Origin of the sequence: Marinobacterium rhizophilum DSM 18822, assembly GCF_000378045.1 — a bacterium.
Taxonomy (GTDB): Bacteria; Pseudomonadota; Gammaproteobacteria; order Pseudomonadales; family Balneatricaceae; genus Marinobacterium_A; species Marinobacterium_A rhizophilum.
Genome location: NZ_KB899099.1, coordinates 143,633 through 161,057 on the forward strand (window position 1 = coordinate 143,633; position 17,425 = coordinate 161,057).

Annotated in this window: 17 protein-coding genes; 3 read left to right on the top strand and 14 right to left on the bottom strand. The window is 57.2% G+C overall.

The annotated features are described in order from the left end of the window. Positions 1 to 3 precede the first annotated feature (3 nt). The 14 genes from rnhB to rpsB all read right to left on the bottom strand — a co-directional run bounded on the left by rnhB (position 4) and on the right by rpsB (position 13,009). The gene (gene rnhB, locus F451_RS0113455; protein WP_020681900.1) at positions 4 to 621 is read right to left on the bottom strand and encodes a ribonuclease HII; all 618 of its coding nucleotides are present in this window, start codon (positions 619 to 621) and stop codon (positions 4 to 6) included. After that, on the bottom strand, positions 622 to 1,776 hold the full coding sequence (gene lpxB / locus F451_RS0113460) for a lipid-A-disaccharide synthase (protein WP_020681901.1): 1,155 nt from the start codon (positions 1,774 to 1,776) through the stop codon (positions 622 to 624). Positions 1,777 to 1,782: 6 nt separating this feature from the next. Beyond that, positions 1,783 to 2,553, bottom strand: coding sequence for an acyl-ACP--UDP-N-acetylglucosamine O-acyltransferase (lpxA, locus tag F451_RS0113465; protein WP_020681902.1), 771 nt, complete (start codon positions 2,551 to 2,553; stop codon positions 1,783 to 1,785). A gap of 3 nt (positions 2,554 to 2,556) precedes the next feature. Then, positions 2,557 to 2,997, bottom strand: coding sequence for a 3-hydroxyacyl-ACP dehydratase FabZ (gene fabZ, locus F451_RS0113470; RefSeq protein WP_020681903.1), 441 nt, complete (start codon positions 2,995 to 2,997; stop codon positions 2,557 to 2,559). Beyond that, complete coding sequence (gene lpxD, locus F451_RS0113475; protein WP_020681904.1) at positions 2,994 to 4,046, bottom strand: UDP-3-O-(3-hydroxymyristoyl)glucosamine N-acyltransferase; 1,053 nt, start codon at positions 4,044 to 4,046, stop codon at positions 2,994 to 2,996. The genes fabZ and lpxD overlap by 4 nt, the downstream gene beginning before the upstream one ends. Positions 4,047 to 4,054: 8 nt before the next feature. Then, positions 4,055 to 4,552, bottom strand: a complete 498-nt coding sequence (locus tag F451_RS0113480) for an OmpH/Skp family outer membrane protein (protein ID WP_020681905.1) — start codon at positions 4,550 to 4,552, stop codon at positions 4,055 to 4,057. A gap of 9 nt (positions 4,553 to 4,561) precedes the next feature. Beyond that, a complete protein-coding gene (gene bamA, locus F451_RS0113485) occupies positions 4,562 to 6,877 on the bottom strand; it encodes an outer membrane protein assembly factor BamA (RefSeq protein ID WP_020681906.1) in 2,316 nt (771 codons plus the stop codon). A 45-nt stretch (positions 6,878 to 6,922) separates the two neighbouring features. Continuing rightward, on the bottom strand, positions 6,923 to 8,275 hold the full coding sequence (gene rseP / locus F451_RS0113490; RefSeq protein WP_020681907.1) for an RIP metalloprotease RseP: 1,353 nt from the start codon (positions 8,273 to 8,275) through the stop codon (positions 6,923 to 6,925). 18 nt (positions 8,276 to 8,293) lie between these two features. Beyond that, the gene (locus F451_RS0113495; RefSeq protein WP_026291751.1) at positions 8,294 to 9,100 is read right to left on the bottom strand and encodes a phosphatidate cytidylyltransferase; all 807 of its coding nucleotides are present in this window, start codon (positions 9,098 to 9,100) and stop codon (positions 8,294 to 8,296) included. Next, positions 9,093 to 9,857, bottom strand: coding sequence for a polyprenyl diphosphate synthase (gene uppS / locus F451_RS0113500; RefSeq protein ID WP_020681909.1), 765 nt, complete (start codon positions 9,855 to 9,857; stop codon positions 9,093 to 9,095). Before uppS ends, F451_RS0113495 begins: the two co-directional genes overlap by 8 nt. Before the next feature lie 51 nt (positions 9,858 to 9,908). Next, positions 9,909 to 10,466: a ribosome recycling factor gene (gene frr, locus F451_RS0113505; RefSeq protein WP_020681910.1), complete on the bottom strand. Its 558-nt coding sequence runs from the start codon at positions 10,464 to 10,466 to the stop codon at positions 9,909 to 9,911. Next, positions 10,456 to 11,214: a UMP kinase gene (gene pyrH, locus F451_RS0113510; RefSeq protein WP_020681911.1), complete on the bottom strand. Its 759-nt coding sequence runs from the start codon at positions 11,212 to 11,214 to the stop codon at positions 10,456 to 10,458. The genes frr and pyrH overlap by 11 nt, the downstream gene beginning before the upstream one ends. A gap of 88 nt (positions 11,215 to 11,302) precedes the next feature. After that, complete coding sequence (tsf, locus tag F451_RS0113515) at positions 11,303 to 12,163, bottom strand: translation elongation factor Ts (protein ID WP_020681912.1); 861 nt, start codon at positions 12,161 to 12,163, stop codon at positions 11,303 to 11,305. A 114-nt stretch (positions 12,164 to 12,277) separates the two neighbouring features. Further along, entirely contained in the window at positions 12,278 to 13,009 is a 732-nt protein-coding gene (rpsB, locus tag F451_RS0113520; RefSeq protein ID WP_026291753.1) for a 30S ribosomal protein S2, read from the bottom strand. A gap of 161 nt (positions 13,010 to 13,170) precedes the next feature. Here rpsB and map point away from each other — a divergent pair, with 161 nt between their 5' ends. From map to F451_RS0113535, 3 genes are all read left to right on the top strand, one after another. Beyond that, positions 13,171 to 14,049: a type I methionyl aminopeptidase gene (gene map / locus F451_RS0113525; RefSeq protein ID WP_276202600.1), complete on the top strand. Its 879-nt coding sequence runs from the start codon at positions 13,171 to 13,173 to the stop codon at positions 14,047 to 14,049. A 27-nt stretch (positions 14,050 to 14,076) separates the two neighbouring features. Further along, the gene (locus tag F451_RS0113530) at positions 14,077 to 16,767 is read left to right on the top strand and encodes a [protein-PII] uridylyltransferase (RefSeq protein WP_020681915.1); all 2,691 of its coding nucleotides are present in this window, start codon (positions 14,077 to 14,079) and stop codon (positions 16,765 to 16,767) included. 101 nt (positions 16,768 to 16,868) lie between these two features. After that, complete coding sequence (locus tag F451_RS0113535) at positions 16,869 to 17,165, top strand: DUF1244 domain-containing protein (protein ID WP_020681916.1); 297 nt, start codon at positions 16,869 to 16,871, stop codon at positions 17,163 to 17,165. Positions 17,166 to 17,425: the final 260 nt, after the last annotated feature.

Below are 17,425 nucleotides of genomic sequence, written 5' to 3' on the forward strand. Positions count from 1 at the left end.
TACTCAGTCTCCGGGTTGCAGCAGCTCGCGCACCGGGCGAAAACTGCGGCGATGTTCAGGCAAGGGGCCCAGACGACGCAGCGCGGCAAGATGAGCCTGCGTCGGGTAACCCTTGTGTTGCGCAAAGCCATAGTCAGGATGCAGACGATGCAACTCGGCCATTTCCTGGTCGCGCACTACCTTGGCAATGATCGAGGCGGCACTGATGGCCGGTACCTTGGCATCACCCTTGATAACAGGCTCGCTGGGGCACGCCAGTGACGGACATCGATTGCCATCGATAAGCGCAAAATCCGGCGCGATGGCCAGACCGGCAACCGCCCGCTGCATGGCCAGCATGGTGGCATGCAGAATGTTCAGGGTATCAATTTCAGCAGGACTGGCAGAAGCCACGCACCAGGCCAGCGCCTTGTCGCAGATTTCAGCATGCAGTTGCAGTCGCTTCTTTTCGCTCAGCGCCTTGGAGTCCGCCAGCCCCGCAATCGGGCGGGATGGATCCAGAATCACCGCCGCCGCGACAACATTGCCCACCAGCGGCCCCCTGCCCACTTCATCGACACCGGCGACGTGCTTGCCGGCAGCCTGCTCGACACCGAAAAAATCAAACCCCTGCAACTCCATTTACAGAGACCTGTCGGCGAGCAACTGCACGATGGCGTCGGCGGCGCGTTCGTCGGCTTCGCAGTTTAACTGCTCATGTATCTCGGCGAAGCGCTGTCGCAGCATCGCCGCGTGGTCAGTATCTTCCAGCTGCTGTAACAGCAGCGGCCCCAAAACCTCGGGACGTACTTCATCCTGCAACACTTCAGGCACCAGGGGGGCGTCGGCGAGCAAATTGGGCAGGGAAATGAAGCGGCTTTTTATCATGCGAGACAGGATGCGGTGCGTTAGACCGGCCATGCGATAAGCAACCACCATGGGCTTTTTCAGCAGCATGGCCTCCAGGGTTGCCGTGCCCGAGGCAATCAGAATGACATCGGCCGCCTGCATCAGCGTCCGTGACCGCTTCAGATAAAGCTCGACCTGCAGATCGGCAAACTCGGCGTCGATCAGTTCTCGCAGTGTCTGCAGGCGGGTCTCGTTGGCGGCCGGCAATACAAAGCGCAGCTCCGGCCGACGTTGCTTGAGCCAGCGAGCCGTCTCCAGAAACGGTCGCGCCAGGTACTTCAACTCCCCGCCGCGACTGCCGGGCAGCAGCGCCACCACCTCAGCCTCGGCCGCCAAGCCGAGATCTGCACGCGCCTGGGCCGTATCGGGCTGCAATGGAATCTGGCTGGCCAGCGGATGGCCTACAAAGGTGACCCGCTGCCCATGCTCTTGATAAAAGCGCGCCTCGAACGGAAACAGCGTCAGCATCAGGTCGGTGGTCTGCAAAATCTTGAATACCCGCTTGCGCCGCCAGGCCCAGACCGACGGACTGACATAGTGCACCGTCGGAATGCCGGCGCGGCGCAGCGCGCCTTCGAGGTTCAGGGTGAAGTCCGGCGCATCGATACCGATAAACACATGCGGGCGCGTCTCGGTGAAATGGCGCCGCAGATCACGGCGAATGCCCATCAGTTCTGGCAGGCGACCCAGCACTTCGACCAGCCCCATCACCGACAGCCGTTCAAGCGGATAGCGCGAGTGGCAGCCGGCGGCGATCATCAGATCACCCCCAATGCCCTCGACTTCGAGATCGGGAAAGCGCCGGCGCAGCGCTTCAATCAGGCCCGCCCCCAGGATGTCGCCTGAGGCTTCGCCGGCAACAATGCCGATACGCAGTGACTGCGACATCCGCCGTTACCGTATAATGCCGCGGGTCGAAGCCTGCAGCGAATCAATCAGCAATTGCAATTCGGGACAGCTGCCAAGCATCTGCTCAAGCTGCTCCAGCGCCTGCTCCAGCGTCAGTCGCTGACGGTAGATCACCTTGTAGGCCTGGCGCAGGGTGCGCAGGGCCTCGGGGCTATAGCCCCGGCGACGCAACCCTTCGGTATTGATACCGTGCGGTGTCGCCGTATTACCGGTGGCCATGACATACGCTGGAATATCCTTGAGTACGACACTGCCGGCACCACACATGACATGGGCACCGATATGGCAGAACTGATGTACGGCGGTAAATCCACCCAGAATGGCGTGATCACCCACATGTACGTGTCCGGCCAGGGCCGCATTGTTAGCCAGAATCACGTGATCCCCGACCATGCAGTCATGCGCCACATGGGTATTGGCCATAAACAGGTTATGACTGCCGATACGGGTCAGACTCTGATCCTGAACAGTCCCGCGGTGAACCGTCACACCTTCACGGAAAACATTGTGATCACCCACTTCAAGCCGAGTCGGTTCGCCAGCGTACTTCTTGTCCTGGCATTCCTCGCCAATGGAGGCGAACTGGAATATACGGTTGTGCCGGCCGATACGGGTGGGGCCCCGAACCACAACATGGGGGCCTATGACCGTACCTTCACCTATTTCCACGTCGGGTCCGATGATACTCCAGGGCCCGACTTCCACGTCGGGCGCTACCTTGGCACTGGCATCAACAATGGCGCGGGAGTCGATCAAGGGTTACACCTTTCTATCTGCACACAGAATGGTTGCGGAGCTGACAGTATCACCGTCGACCGAAGCACGTACGGCAAACTTCCAGATACCCCTGCGTTCGGACAGTTTGCGCGCTTCCAGACGCAACTGGTCGCCGGGTACCACGGGGCGCTTGAAACGCAGATCATCAGCACCAACGAAGTAATAGATTGAACCGTCCTGAGGCTTCTTGTCCATGGTTTTGAAACCCAGGATGCCGGCCGCCTGCGCCATCGCTTCAACGATGAGAACACCCGGCATGACCGGATGATCCGGGAAATGCCCGGTGAAGAAGGGCTCGTTCACCGAAACATTCTTGATCGCGACGATGGACTCCCCCACTTCCAGCTCAAGTACCCTGTCAACCAGCAGAAAAGGGTATCGGTGAGGCAGATACTCCCGGATTTCCCTAACGTCCATCATCATTCTTTATGACCTTCAATAGAATTAAGCTCAATTTTTTGTTCCAGTTTTGCAACACGACGCGCCAGTTCATCCAGCTGTTTGAAACGCACGACATTGCGCTTCCAGCTCTGGTTCGGTTGCAGTCCCGTGCCTGACGAATAGACACCAGGCTGGGTAATCGACTTACTCACCAGCGACATGGCCGTAATATGCGTCCCTGCGGCAATGTTCAGGTGGCCGGTAATGCCCGACAGACCGGCAATGGTGCAGCGCTCGCCGATTTTAGTGCTTCCGGCAACAGCGGTACATCCGGCAATCGCCGTACCTGCGCCAATCTGCACGTTGTGCGCGATCTGGACCTGGTTATCCAGTTTCACGCCATCACCAATACAGGTGTCGTCCAGCGCCCCCCGGTCGATCGTTGCACCGGCACCAATCTCAACATCATCGCCGATCCTGACGCCACCCAGCTGACAGATTTTCACCCAGCGGCCGGCATCAGGTGCAAAGCCAAAGCCATCAGCACCGAGCACAGCCCCGGAATGAACGATACAGCGCGCCCCCAGCGTGACGCCATCATACAACACCACGCCCGCTTCGACGCGGCTGTTTTCACCCACATGGCAACCGGCGCCAATCACGGCATGCGGTCCGATGAACGCCCCGGCGGCAATAACGGATCCGGCACCGATCACCGCCTGGGCACTCACCTCGGCGGAAGGATCCAGCTGAACACTGTCGGCCAGTACTGCTGTCGAATGCACACCGGGTAACGAAGGACTGCGCCAGTCAAACAGCTGGCTGACCCGAGCATAGGCCAGATAGGGGTGCTCCACCTGAATGGCCGCCTGGGGCACTGCATCAAGATGCTCGGCCCGCACCATTACCGCCCCGGCCTGGCTGGCACGAAGCTGGGACAGATAGCGACCATTGGCAAAAAACGAAAGCTGGCCGGGGCCAGCTGATTGCAGAGTTGCAAGGCCGGAGACCACGTAATCCGGGTCTCCGTGAACCTCGCCGCCGACCAGGTCGGCAACATCCTGAAGCCTGATAGTCCGAGTACCCACCATCGGGGCGCCTAGAGCTTGTTCAGCTGTTCGATGACCAACGGGGTGATATCGAGTTCTGTGCGAATAAATACTGTGGCCTGCTTGGCCAGCACTACATCGATGTCTTTTTGCTTGATCAGATCACGAATAATCTGGTCCAGCTTGGGACGCATTTCAGTCAGGAAACCGCGCTCACGCTCGGCCCGTTTCTGCTGCAGCTCCTGCCCCATCTTCTGATACTGACCGTAGGCCTTCTGGAACTGCAACGCCATCTGCTTGGCGTCGTCATCGGACTGCAGACCCTGGTTTTTGCGCAGTTTGTCCTGCAACGCTTTGGCCTGCTTTTCCATCTCGACCACCTGTTTTTCCTCGGAAGCCAGCTCGCGCTTGAGCTCTTCCCGGAAGGTGGCCGCAGCCTCGGATTTAAGCAAGGCTTCTTCAACACTCAGCACAGCTATAGATTCAGCCGCCGCCTGCAGAGAAAATACGGCAACCAGTACCAGTAGCATGCCACGAATTACATTCATCATAAGTCCTTAAAAGGTCTGTCCAAGAGCAAACTGGAAGAATTCAGTATCGTCTTCACCCTGATCATTCAGCGGCACTGCCAGTGCAATCGACAGCGGCCCCACCGGGGTCAGCCAGCTCAGCCCCATCCCCACCGAGTAGCGAATGTCACCAAAATCGACACCACTGCTGCAATTGGTCGAGCCCGTCAGGCAGTCCGTTGTATAGACGTTACCGGCATCCAGGAAGGCCAGCGTGCGCCAGCCCGACTGATCATCGATAAAGGGTGTCGGGAAAATCAGCTCCATGGAGCCCACCGCCAGCACGTTACCGCCAAAGGGATCATCGTTGGAATCACGCGGACCCAGCGAGTTGTTTTTGTAACCCCGCACCGTCTTCAGGCCGCCGGCATAGTAGTTCTTGAAGAACGGATAGCTGTTACCGCCCAGACTGTCGGCATAACCGATACGGCCACCGGCACCGAGCACCCAGCTTTCAACGCTGTTAAGCGGCTTGAAATATTCGGCACGGTAGAGGCCCTTCATGTAACTCAGGTCACTGCCCGGCACCGCTGCTTCCAGCGACAGGCTCTGGGTATAACCCCGGGTCGGGAAAATGCCGCGGTTCAGGTGGTTATCCGACCAGGATGCCCGCAACAGCCAGTTCAGGTAGGTATTGTCACCTTCCTTAGTAATGAACTGCGTAACTTCTTCAGCCGTAGAACTGAAGGTATTGATGCTGACCGACTCGAAACCGGCGCCAAAGCTCAGACGCTGATAGTCATCGATCGGGTAGCCGAAATTGACGCCGGCACCGTATTCATCGGTGGTGTAGCTACTGACATCGTCCTCGTCGAAGTCCCGCTCGCGGTAAAAGACGTCAAAGCCACGACTGACACCGTCAACGGTAAAGAACGGATCGGTGTAGTTGAAGCTGTATTCGGTCAGGGTGGCACTGTTGGACAGGTTGAAGCCCACCTTCTTGCCGCTGCCGAAGAAGTTGTCCTGCTGCACACCCAGCTGCAGGATAATGCCGTCGCTCTGGGAGAAACCCACTGCGGCGGTAAACTGACCTGACGGCTGTTCAGCCACGGTGTATTCGACATCCACCTGATCGTTGGTGCCCGGCACCGGACGTGTCTGCACGTCCACCGACTTGAAATAGCCGGTGCGCGACAGGCGCTCTTTGGAGTTTTCAATGTTCTCGGCGGAGGCAAGACCCGCCTCCATTTGGGTCAACTGCTGTCGCACAACCTCATCGGCAGTCGTCGTGTTGCCCTTGATCAGGATACGGCGTACGTAGGTACGCTGGCCTGGTTCAATAAAATACCGCAGCGATACGCTGTTATCGTCCTCGTGCAGTGTCGGTACCGGGCTGACGTTAGCAAACATGTAGCCATTGTCACCGAGCTTGCGTACCAGGCGTTCCTGGGAATCGGTCATGCGCTGGCGGGAAAACACCTGATCGGGTTCAACCTGCAGCTGGGCTTCCAGTTCTTCGCGCGCCACAGGCATGTTGCCGGCCAGATCGACGTCCCGTACCCGGAACTGCTCGCCTTCGGTGACGTTCACGGTGATGTAAACGTCTTTCTTGTCGGGCGAAATGCTGACCTGGGTCGAATCGACCGAGAAGTTGATATAACCGCGGTCAAGATACCAGGAACGCAGGCGCTCGATATCGCCGGACAATTTCTCGCGTGAATAGCGGTCGTCGTCGGTGATAAAGCTCCAGAAACTTGGTAGTTTCAGTTCGAACAGTTCGCTCAGCGTCGCGTCGTCAAAGACCTGGTTGCCAACCACGTTGATGTGCTGAATGGTTGCGACTTCGCCTTCGCGGATATCAATATTCAGCGCCACCCGGTTACCCGGCAGCGACTCAACCTCGGCGGACACCGCAGCACCATAGCGCCCCTGGGCGACATAGAGGCGCTGCAGATCCAGCTGAATTCTATCCAGCGTTGCGCGCTTGAAAACTTCACCTTCCTGCAGGCCGCTCTGCTTCAGACCATCGAGCAGATCCTTTTCCTTGAGTACCTTGTTGCCCTCAAGGCGGATCAGACTCACCGACGGCCGCTCTTTCAGGCGCAATACCAGTACATCACCGTCGCGCAGCAATTCAATGTCGTCGAAGTAACCGGAGCTGAACAACTGCCGCGAGGCCCGCGTCAGATCGTACTGCGTGATCAGATCGCCGGTGGCAATCGGGAAGTTGCGAAACACATTCCCAGGCTCAATCCGCTGCAGCCCCTCAAGACGGATGTCGGTTACGGTAAAAGGTGTAATGGCGGCGTGCGCCAGACTCCCCCAACATATCAGGGAGAAAAGAAGTCCCAGTCTGAATTTCATGAACTACTTCTTATTCCATCAATAAAACAGGCAACCATGCCATTTCTACAGCCGCATCAGGTCATTAACGATTGCAACTGCCATCAGGGTAAACAATAAGGCCATACCAATTCTGAGCCCGAACATCTGTACACGCTCGCTAACGGGCTTGCCACGCAACGCCTCGAGACCATAGTAAAACAGGTGTCCGCCATCAAGCATCGGGATCGGGAGCAGATTGAGCACCCCAAGACTAATACTCAGATATGCCAGGAAGCTGACAAAGGACTCGAGCCCGGAGGCCGCCGAAGCCCCAGCCACTTTAGCAATGGTGATCGGGCCGCTCAAGTTTTTTACCGAGATCACGCCCTCGAGCATTTTCCAGATGGATTCAAGCGTTAAGCCGATCATTTGGCCGGTTTTAGCGACCGCCACACCCAGCGCATCAACAGGCCCATAACTTAACGTGCGCTCCAGTTCCTTGGGCCAGCTCACCGGCTCTACGCCCGCGCCTATATAGCCGATGGGACCGGCCTCGCTGTCGCGCACTTCCGGCGTCAGCTCAATTTCGAGCCTGCGGCCGTCACGTTCAACAACGAGTTGCAACGACTTGCCGGCGCTTGCGCGAACAAGCTCCACCAACGCCATCCAGTCATCGACAGGGGCGTCATCAATACTCAGCACCCGGTCGCCGGTTTGCAAACCGGCCGCCGCCGCGCGACCGTCTTCCAGCAGCTGTCCGAGTATGGCCGGCACTGGCGGCTGGTAAGGCCTTAATCCCAGTGCACGCAGTGGGCTCTCGCGCTCGATGTCCACCTGCCAGGCATCCAGATGCAGCGGATAGGTCACTGGCGATGCAGCGTCATCATAACGTACGCGTAGCGACAGCGTACGAGTCTCGCCGATATGCGAGGCCAGACGCAGATTCAGCTCTTCCCAGGAGTGCAGACTGTGGGACCCAAGCCCCACCACTTCGCCACCGGCCTCAACACCGGCTTCATAAGCCGGCGTACCGGGCAGGACCTGCCCGATTACCGGCGCCACCGTATTGACGCCGCTGACATACATGAACCAGTAAGCCAGCACGGCAAACAGGAGATTGACCAAGGGGCCTGCCGCCACAATGGCACTGCGAGCCCACAGCGGCTTGTTGTTAAAGGCTTGCGAACGTAGCGACTCGGGTACAGCCTCTTCGCGCTCATCCAGCATCCGTACATAGCCGCCCAACGGTATCGCCGCCACCACATATTCGGTGCCCTGGCGATCACGCCGGGACCACAGCGGCTTGCCAAAACCGACGGAAAAACGCAGCACCCTGACACCACAACGCCGAGCCACCCAGAAATGACCCCACTCATGGATGGTGACCAATAAACCCAGGGTAACCAGGGTGGCAAGCAAGGTATACAGAATACTCATCAGAACTCCAGCCAGGCCTCAGGCAATCAGCCACATCCCAAGCACAAATACCGGAGCGGCCGCCATCAGGCTATCAATTCGGTCCAGTACACCACCGTGTCCTGGCAACATGCAACCACTGTCCTTGATGCCCTGATGGCGCTTGAGCATGCTCTCGAAGAGGTCGCCCAATACAGATGCGAGACCAGTACACAGGGACAGCACGACGAGGTAGACCAGCTGAAGCATCGGGAGTTCACGACTCAGGCCATAAACCGCTCCCACCAGCACGCAGCAAAACAACCCACCCCACAAACCTTCGCGGGTCTTGCCGGGACTGACACTGGGCGCCAGCTTTTTACGCCCCCAGGTTTTACCGCTGATATAGGCACCAACATCCGACGCCCACACCAGCAACAGTAACAGCAGTATCAGCACACCAGCCTGATCCAGCCGTTTAAGTTCCACCAATGCAAACCAGCTGGTGAGCAACACCAGATAACCGATGACCAGACGACTGCCGCGAGCATGCCAGACGTCGACATTCGGATAGTTCACCACCCAATACAGCGCCAGCAGCCAGAACAGCACACTGATCAGCATCAGCACCTGTACTGGCACCCAGGGCTTGATGACAATACAAAGCCCAAGCAGCACACCAAGACCGGCGCTGAAGACAAGGCGAGATAGCAGGCGTTCGAACCCCGCCAGCTGGCTCCACTCCCAGGCCCCCAGCAACATGGCGCCTGCCACGAAAAGCTCGAAGCCCGAAAGCGGCAACAGAAAGACCCCTGCCAGCGTGAGCGGTGCAAGCACCAAAGCCGTGAGTAGTCGCTGCTTAAGCACCGCGTTCCGCCTCTATCTGTTCACTGGTCTTTCCAAAGCGGCGCTGACGGCCACTATAGTCTCTGATGGCCGCATTCAACTCATCCTTACCAAAATCAGGCCAGAAACAGTTCGCGAAATAGAGTTCGCTGTAAGCCAGCTGCCATAACAGAAAGTTACTGATCCGCTGCTCGCCGGCTGTACGGATACACAGATCGGGCTTGGGCTGATCTGACAGGCAGCAGTAACGATCGAACAGGCTCTCGTCCACTGCATCAGGATTCAGCGTACCGGCAACGCAATCCCTGGCGATCGCCGCAGCGGCCTGGGCAATATCCCAGCGCCCGCCGTAGTTGGCGGCGATATTCAGGTTGAGGGTATTGTTGCCGGCCGTGAGTGCCTCGACCTCGTCCATCTTGCGCTGCAAAGAGGCGCTAAAGCGGCTGCGATCACCGATAATGCGCAGGCGAATGCCATTTTTTTCCAGTTTGCGCGCCTCACGCTCCAGCGCGCGCATGAATAATTCCATCAGCCCTTTGACTTCGAGTGCCGGACGCTGCCAGTTTTCACTACTGAACGCAAACAACGTCAGGGACTCCACGCCCTGCTCGATGCAGCCCTCAATCACCTGACGAACGCTCTCGACACCCGCACGGTGACCGGCTAGACCGGGAAGACGACGGGCCTTGGCCCAACGGTTATTGCCATCCATGATAACGGCAATATGACGCGGCAACTCCGTGCCCAAAGTATTATTGGAAATATTATTCACCGACATAAGACAAATCGCGGGGCACCCGACACCCAGGTACCGGGCGCCTGGCGGCCATCAAATTTCCATCAGGTCCGTTTCTTTCTGCTCAAGCAGCTTGTCTACTTCAGCAACGTACTTGTCCGTGAGTTTCTGCACCTGGTCTTCTGCCCGACGACCTTCGTCTTCGGTGATGTCCTTATCCTTGAGAAGATCCTTGATCGTGCCATTCGCATCACGACGCACGTTACGGATCGCAACGCGACCATTCTCCGCTTCCTGGCGTGCCTGACGGATGTAGCCCTTGCGGGTTTCCTCGGTCAGTGCAGGCATCGGCAGGCGAATGGTGTCGCCATTGGTGGAGGGGTTCAGCCCCAGATCGGATTTCATGATCGCTTTTTCGATCACTGCAACCATCTGCTTTTCCCACGGGTTGATCGCCAGCGTACGAGAGTCCTCGACACTTACGTTAGCCACCTGGGTAACAGGCACATCGCTGCCGTAATAGCTGATGGTCAGTGAATCCAGGATGCTCGGATGAGCACGACCTGTACGAATTCGTTTGAAGTGCTCAACCAGAGAATCAACACTCTTGGCCATGCGCTCTTGCGCGTCTTTAACTATTTCATTCAGCATATTTTTCTCCTACTCCTTCAGCGCCGTCTATCAGGGTGCCTTCATCACCACCCACAACCAGGTTAACCAAAGCACCGGGCTTGTTCATGTTAAACACCCGCACCGGCATCTGATGGTCGCGCGTCAGACAAATGGCCGTGAGATCCATTACGCCAAGCTGTTTTTCAATAGCTTCGTCATAATTGAGATGCACATAACGCTTTGCCTGCGGGTCCTTCATCGGATCCGCGGTATAGACGCCATCCACCTTGGTTGCCTTGAGCACCACATCCGCTTCCACCTCGATCCCCCGCAGACAGGCCGCAGAGTCAGTGGTGAAAAAGGGATTACCGGTACCGGCAGCGAAGATCACGACATCGCCCTGATTCAGGTAGCGCATGGCATTACGGCGATCATAGTGATCCACAACACCGCTCATCGGGATGGCAGACATGACACGAGTATCAATATTACTGCGCTCCAGCGCATCACGCATTGCCAGAGCATTCATCACGGTGGCCAGCATACCCATATGATCTCCGGTGACCCTGTCCATGCCGGCAGCACTCAGCGCCGCGCCGCGAAACAGGTTGCCCCCGCCGATAACCATACCAACCTGCACGCCAATGCCAACCAACTGGCCGATTTCCAGCGCCATGCGGTTCAGAACCTTGGGGTCGATACCGAAATTATCGTCACCCATCAGGGCTTCGCCGCTCAACTTGAGGAGAATACGTTTGTATCTGGAGTGTCTGTCACTGGCAGCCATCGAGAAGTCTCCGCTCAAATGAGATCAAATCAGTGTAGCAAGGAGGAAGATTGCGCCAGAAAGGCGCAATCTGTGTAACAAATTGCAATCAGCCTTTCAGCTGAGCGGCAACTTCAGCGGCGAAGTCGGTTTTTTCAACTTCGATGCCTTCGCCCACTTCAACGCGAACAAAAGACAGCACTTCACAGCCCGCCTGTTTAACCAGCTCACCCACTTTCTGCTCAGGGTTCTTAACGAACGCCTGCTCAACCAGGCTGTTTTCAGCCAGGAACTTGGCGATACGGCCCATGACCATCTTCTCGGCGATTTCTGCCGGCTTGCTGGCCATATCCGGCTGCGCCAGGATGATTTCTTTCTCTTTCGCAACAACTTCAGCCGGCATGTCGTCCTTGCTGACAACCTGCGGATTAACGGCGGTCACGTGCATGGCAATGTCTTTAGCCAGTTCAGCGTCACCACCGCTCAGGGCAACCAGGGCCGCCAGCTTGTTGGTGCTGTGAACGTAGAAACCAACAGTGTTGCCTTCAACCAGAATCACACGGCGTACGGAGATGTTCTCGCCGATTTTCTGTACCAGAGCTTCACGGGCAGAATCCAGCTCGCCGGCCATCAGCACGGCAACGTCGGTCTGCTTGGTGGCGAAAGCCTGTTCCAGCACCTTGCCTACAAACGCCAGGAAACCAGCATCGCGCGCAGCGAAGTCAGTTTCAGAGTTAACTTCGATCGCAACACCGTAGCTGTTGTCGTCGGCCACTTTAACGGCAACCACACCATCAGCTGCTGTACGGCTTGCTTTTTTGGCAGCCTTCATACCGGACGCCTTGCGCAGATCTTCGATCGCCAGCTCGATGTCGCCGTTCGCTTCAGCCAGTGCTTTTTTGCACTCCATCATGCCCAGGCCGGTACGCTCACGCAGTTCCTTGACCAGCGCAGCAGAGAAGTTAGCCATGTCGTTTTTCCCCATCTATTCACGTATTAACGCATTGATTCAAATTCAAAAAAGGGGAGCAGAGCCCCCCTTATGCAAGTACGAAGAGACTATTCAGTCTGCTCGACAGGCCGATTACTCGCCAGCCGACTCTTCTACTTCAACGAATTCGTTTTTAGCACCGCCCTGTTCAGCACCTTCGACGCAGGCATCAGCTGCAGCCTTGGCGTAGATCTGAATAGCACGCAGAGCGTCATCGTTGCCCGGGATGACATAATCAATGCCGTCCGGGTTGCTGTTGGTATCAACGATGCCGATGACCGGGATGCCCAGTTTGTTGGCTTCGTTAACAGCAATGCGCTCGTGATCCACGTCGATCACGAACAGTGCGTCCGGCAGGCCGCCCATTTCCTTGATACCGCCAATGGAGCGTTCCAGCTTTTCCATTTCGCGCTGACGCATCAGAGCTTCTTTCTTGGTCAGCTTGGCGAAGGTGCCGTCATTGGCCTGGATTTCCAGGTCACGCAGACGACGGATGGACTGACGAATGGTTTTGTAGTTAGTCAGCATGCCACCCAACCAGCGATGGTTGACATACGGCATGCCTGCACGGCTGGCTTCTTCCTGGACGATCTTGCTAGCTGCACGCTTGGTACCAACGAACAGGATCTTGTTCTTGTTGGTGGCCATACCTTTAACCACATCCAGGGCACCATTCAGGGCCGGCAGGGTGTGCTCGAGGTTGATGATATGGATCTTGTTGCGTGCGCCGAAAATGAACTTGGACATTTTCGGGTTCCAGTAGCGAGACTGGTGACCAAAGTGAACGCCTGCCTTAAGCAGGTCACGCATAGTGACTTTTGCCATCTGATAAAACTTCCTGATTTTTAATGGGTTAAACCTCCACGTATCCCAGCGTCCAACCGCGAGCGGCACCCTGGAAACTGTGTCGATACGTGTGTGGCGATATTCCCCAATAGCTAGGGTGCTTTTAGGGAGGCGGATTTATACCATAGCAGAGGCCGTTTTTGAAGCTCGGCTTTCGCTCGGGGAGCATATTTCGCTACAATCCCAATACTTGGCCGGCACCTTCGCATCGCCGGCAGCACATGAATGAAGAATCACGACGAGACGCCATGACTATCAGCATCAAGACACCCGAAGATATCGAAAAAATGCGCATTGCCGGCCGTCTGGCTGCTGAAGTGTTGGAGATGATCGAGCCGTTCGTAAAGCCCGGCGTTACCACCAATGAGCTGAACCAGATTTGTCACGACTATATCGTCAACGAGCAGAAAGCCATTCCGGCGCCGTTAAACTACCACGGCTTCCCCAAATCGATCTGCACTTCCGTTAACCAGGTAGTCTGTCACGGCATCCCCAATGACAAGCCCCTGAAGAACGGTGACAGCATCAATATCGACATTACCGTCATCAAAGACGGCTACCACGGCGATACCAGCAAGATGTTCGCCGTCGGCAAGGTCGCGCCCCATGTCCAGCGCCTGGCAGATATTACCCAGGAATGCATGTACAAGGGCATTGCCATGGTCAAACCCGGCGCTCACCTGGGCGATATTGGACATGTGATTCAGCAGCACGCCGAGGCCAACCACTACTCGGTGGTACGGGAATACTGCGGTCACGGCATCGGTCTTGAATTTCACGAAGACCCCCAGGTACTGCACTATGGCCGCCCGGGCACCGGCGTGGAACTGCGCGAAGGCATGATTTTCACCATCGAGCCGATGATCAACGCCGGCAAACGCCATGTAAAACTGTCCAAAAAAGACGGCTGGACCGTTGAAACCGTGGACCGTCGCCTTTCTGCCCAGTGGGAACACATGATCCTCGTTACCGCCGATGGTCATGAAGTTCTGACCCTGCGTTCTGAAGAATCACTCTGATTACTTACTGAGAGGCAGCCCAAGCCCATGTCGATCCCCGCTCCTGACGACACCCCGCTGCTGGATGTTGCAGCGTTTCACCGCGCACTGGGCGAGGCCCGGTCCGCGATACCCATATTTAAAAAGACCATCAGGGACGCCCAGGAACGCATGCATCAGCGCTTTCGGGACGGGGAAGACATTCGCAAGCTGATCTACGGCCGCGCCTGGATTATTGACCAGGTACTCTGCGCCGCCTGGAACCTGTTTGAATGGCCAGACGAGGAGCAAATTGCGCTGGTTGCAGTCGGCGGCTACGGCCGCGGCGAGCTGCACCCGCATTCGGATGTCGATATCCTGATACTGTTCAACGGCATCGAAGCGGAAACAGCCCAGGACAGCATCAGCGGCTTTCTGACACTGCTGTGGGACATGTCTCTGGATATTGGCTCCAGTGTTCGCAGTGTGGACGAATGCTATGAAGAAGCGCGCAACGACATCACTATAGCCACCAACCTGCTCGAATCACGCACTCTGGTGGGAAATCCCCAGTTGCAGCTCGATACTTACGAGCGGGTGACCTCGGAAGGCGCCTGGACTGACCGCGAGTTTTTCCTTGCCAAGCTTAACGAGCAGCGCGAGCGCCACGAACGCACCAACAACACCGAATACAACCTTGAGCCCAACCTCAAGACCTCGCCGGGCGGCCTGCGCGACCTGCAGACCATCGGCTGGGTGGCCAAACGCCATTTTGGCGCAACCTATATTCGCAACCTGGTGGACCACGGGTTCCTGACCGAATCCGAGCTCGACATCCTTAACAAGGGCGAGCTTTACCTTTGGACCGTTCGTTACGCCCTGCACATGCACTGCAAGCGGCGCGAAGACCGCCTGCTATTCGACCACCAGCGTACCCTGGCCGAGTATTTTGGCTTCAAGGACCAGCCGAACGGCCTGGCCGTCGAACAATTCATGAGCAAGTACTATCGCATTGCCAAGTCCATGTCGGAATTCAACGACATGCTGCTGCAGTACTTCGATGAAGCCATCCTCAAGGCAGATGACGAACAGCGTATCCAGCCACTGAACAAGCGCTTTCGCATTCACAACGACTATATAGAGGTACGCAGCCCGACCACCTTCACCCGCCACCCGTTTGCGTTAATGGAGCTGTTCGTACTGCTGGCCCAAAACCCCGCTATCAAGGGCGTTCGGGCCTCGACCATCAAGCTGATTCGCGATCATCGTCACCTGATCGATGACAAGTTCCGAGCCGACATTCGCAACACGTCGCTTTTCATGGAACTGCTGCGCTCGCCCGACGGGGTCTCCACAGAACTCAAGCGCATGAATCGCTATGGCATACTCGGCCGCTACCTGCCGGAGTTCGGCCAGATTGTCGGCCAGATGCAGCATGACCTGTTCCATATCTATACCGTGGATGCCCATACCCTCAAGGTCATCCAGAAGATGCGCCAGCTGCGTCACAGCGACTATCGCGAGCAGTTCCCCATTGCCCATCGCATCGTCAACAAGCTGCCCAAGATAGAACTGCTCTATATTGCCGGCCTCTACCATGACATCGCCAAGGGCCGAGGCGGAGACCATTCGGAGCTCGGCGCCGAAGACGTGTTGAAATTCTGCAAAAACCATCACCTCGGCAAGTGGGACTCCCACCTGGTCGCCTGGCTGGTGCGCAACCACCTGCTGATGTCCATGACGGCGCAGCGCCGTGACATCTCGGACCCCGAGGTCATCCACCGCTTCGCCAAGCAATGCGGAGACAGTATTCATCTCGATTACCTCTATGTCCTGACCGTGACGGACATCAAAGCGACCAACCACAGCCTCTGGAACAGCTGGCGTGCGACCTTGCTGCGCCAGCTCTATACAGAAACCAAGCGGGCACTGCGCCGCGGCCTGGAAAATCCGGTCAATATCGAGGACCGCATCGAGGAACTGCAGACCGATGCCCTCGCGGCCCTGCGTCGCAAGGGCGTGCACGAAAAAGAGGTACGGGAACTCTGGAGCAATATCGGCAACGACTACTTCCTGCGCGAAGATGCCCTTAATGTCGCCTGGCATACCGAGGCCATCCTCGAGCATGGCAAGGACAAGCTCCCCCTGGTGCTGGTGAAGAAGACCTCCTACCGGGTCTACGAGGGCGCCACCGAAATATTCATTTACAGCGAAGACCTGCCCAACCTGTTCCCGGCCACCGTGGCCACACTGGATCAGCTGCACCTCAGCATCCAGGATGCGCGCATCATCGTTACCGACGACGGCCGCACCCTCAACACCTATTCGGTACTCACCGAAGACAACCTGCCCCTGTCGGAAAACCCCGACTACCTGGCCAATATCAGGCATACCCTGGTGGAGGAGCTGGACGACCCGGACGACTATCCCGAGATAGTCCAGCGCCGCGTATCCCGCGCCCTCAAGCTGTTTACAACGCCGACCCGGGTCACCATCAGCAATGATCCGGTCATGCAACAAACAGTACTGGAAGTCAGCAGCCCTGACCGACCGGGCCTGCTGGCCCGCATTGGCAGTATCTTTGTCGAATTTGGCATCTCTGTTCGCAAGGCAAAGATCTCCAGCATCGGCGAGCGCGTGGAGGATTACTTTTTTATCACCGACGCCAACGAGCAACCCATCAGCGACCCGGAACTGTGCCACCGGCTGCAGGAAACCATCTGCCGCCAGCTGGACGAACAGATTCAGCAGGAACACTAACTGCCAAACCGGCCACGCCGAATAAAACCGCCGGCATGCGCACCAACTTGACACCGGCGACTCTTAACGACAAACGCCGGCAATCAGCACAGGAAGACAACATGGATCAGCAAACCCGCACAGAAATAGAAGCCGCCGTTTTTCGCCGCCTGCTGGAACATCTGGACCAGCGCAAGGACGTCCAGAACATCGACCTGATGAACCTGGCCGGCTTCTGCCGTAACTGCCTGTCGAAGTGGTATGTCGCCGCCGCAGCGCAGCGCAACGAAGACATCGACTACGAGCAGGCCCGTGAACTCGTGTACGGCGAGCCCTACGCCGACTGGAAGGAAAAGCACCAGCAGGAAGCCAGCGCTGAGCAGCTCGCCCGCTTTCAGGCGGCGAACAAAAAGGACTGAGTGACGGGCTTTTAAACCCGAGGGAGCCCGGTCTTCGGGCGAACTTGATCCGCCACCGCGGCTTTTCGCTCGCGGAGCGAGCTCCTACTCCCCCCAGGCGCGCTGCACCTGGCTCAGGTCCAGCTCCAGCATTGCGGGGATAGCGGCGCAGGTATCATCCTGCACCGAACAGGTTTTCACCACCCGAGCCCCGCGCGCAACAGCAGTTCGCCCGCTTTCAGGCGGTGCACACAAAGGAGTGAGTGACGGGCTTTTAAACC

What these genes read in the sequence shown, in the direction of transcription:
- rnhB (WP_020681900.1), bottom strand. Translation starts at nt 621, where the DNA reads ATGGAGTTGCAGGGGTTTGATTTTTTCGGTGTCGAGCAGGCTGCCGGC.
- lpxB (WP_020681901.1), bottom strand. Translation starts at nt 1,776, where the DNA reads ATGTCGCAGTCACTGCGTATCGGCATTGTTGCCGGCGAAGCCTCAGGC.
- fabZ (WP_020681903.1), bottom strand. Translation starts at nt 2,997, where the DNA reads ATGATGATGGACGTTAGGGAAATCCGGGAGTATCTGCCTCACCGATAC.
- lpxD (WP_020681904.1), bottom strand. Translation starts at nt 4,046, where the DNA reads ATGGTGGGTACTCGGACTATCAGGCTTCAGGATGTTGCCGACCTGGTC.
- F451_RS0113480 (WP_020681905.1), bottom strand. Translation starts at nt 4,552, where the DNA reads ATGAATGTAATTCGTGGCATGCTACTGGTACTGGTTGCCGTATTTTCT.
- bamA (WP_020681906.1), bottom strand. Translation starts at nt 6,877, where the DNA reads ATGAAATTCAGACTGGGACTTCTTTTCTCCCTGATATGTTGGGGGAGT.
- rseP (WP_020681907.1), bottom strand. Translation starts at nt 8,275, where the DNA reads ATGAGTATTCTGTATACCTTGCTTGCCACCCTGGTTACCCTGGGTTTA.
- uppS (WP_020681909.1), bottom strand. Translation starts at nt 9,857, where the DNA reads ATGTCGGTGAATAATATTTCCAATAATACTTTGGGCACGGAGTTGCCG.
- frr (WP_020681910.1), bottom strand. Translation starts at nt 10,466, where the DNA reads ATGCTGAATGAAATAGTTAAAGACGCGCAAGAGCGCATGGCCAAGAGT.
- pyrH (WP_020681911.1), bottom strand. Translation starts at nt 11,214, where the DNA reads ATGGCTGCCAGTGACAGACACTCCAGATACAAACGTATTCTCCTCAAG.
- tsf (WP_020681912.1), bottom strand. Translation starts at nt 12,163, where the DNA reads ATGGCTAACTTCTCTGCTGCGCTGGTCAAGGAACTGCGTGAGCGTACC.
- rpsB (WP_026291753.1), bottom strand. Translation starts at nt 13,009, where the DNA reads ATGGCAAAAGTCACTATGCGTGACCTGCTTAAGGCAGGCGTTCACTTT.
- F451_RS0113530 (WP_020681915.1), top strand. Translation starts at nt 14,077, where the DNA reads ATGTCGATCCCCGCTCCTGACGACACCCCGCTGCTGGATGTTGCAGCG.
- F451_RS0113535 (WP_020681916.1), top strand. Translation starts at nt 16,869, where the DNA reads ATGGATCAGCAAACCCGCACAGAAATAGAAGCCGCCGTTTTTCGCCGC.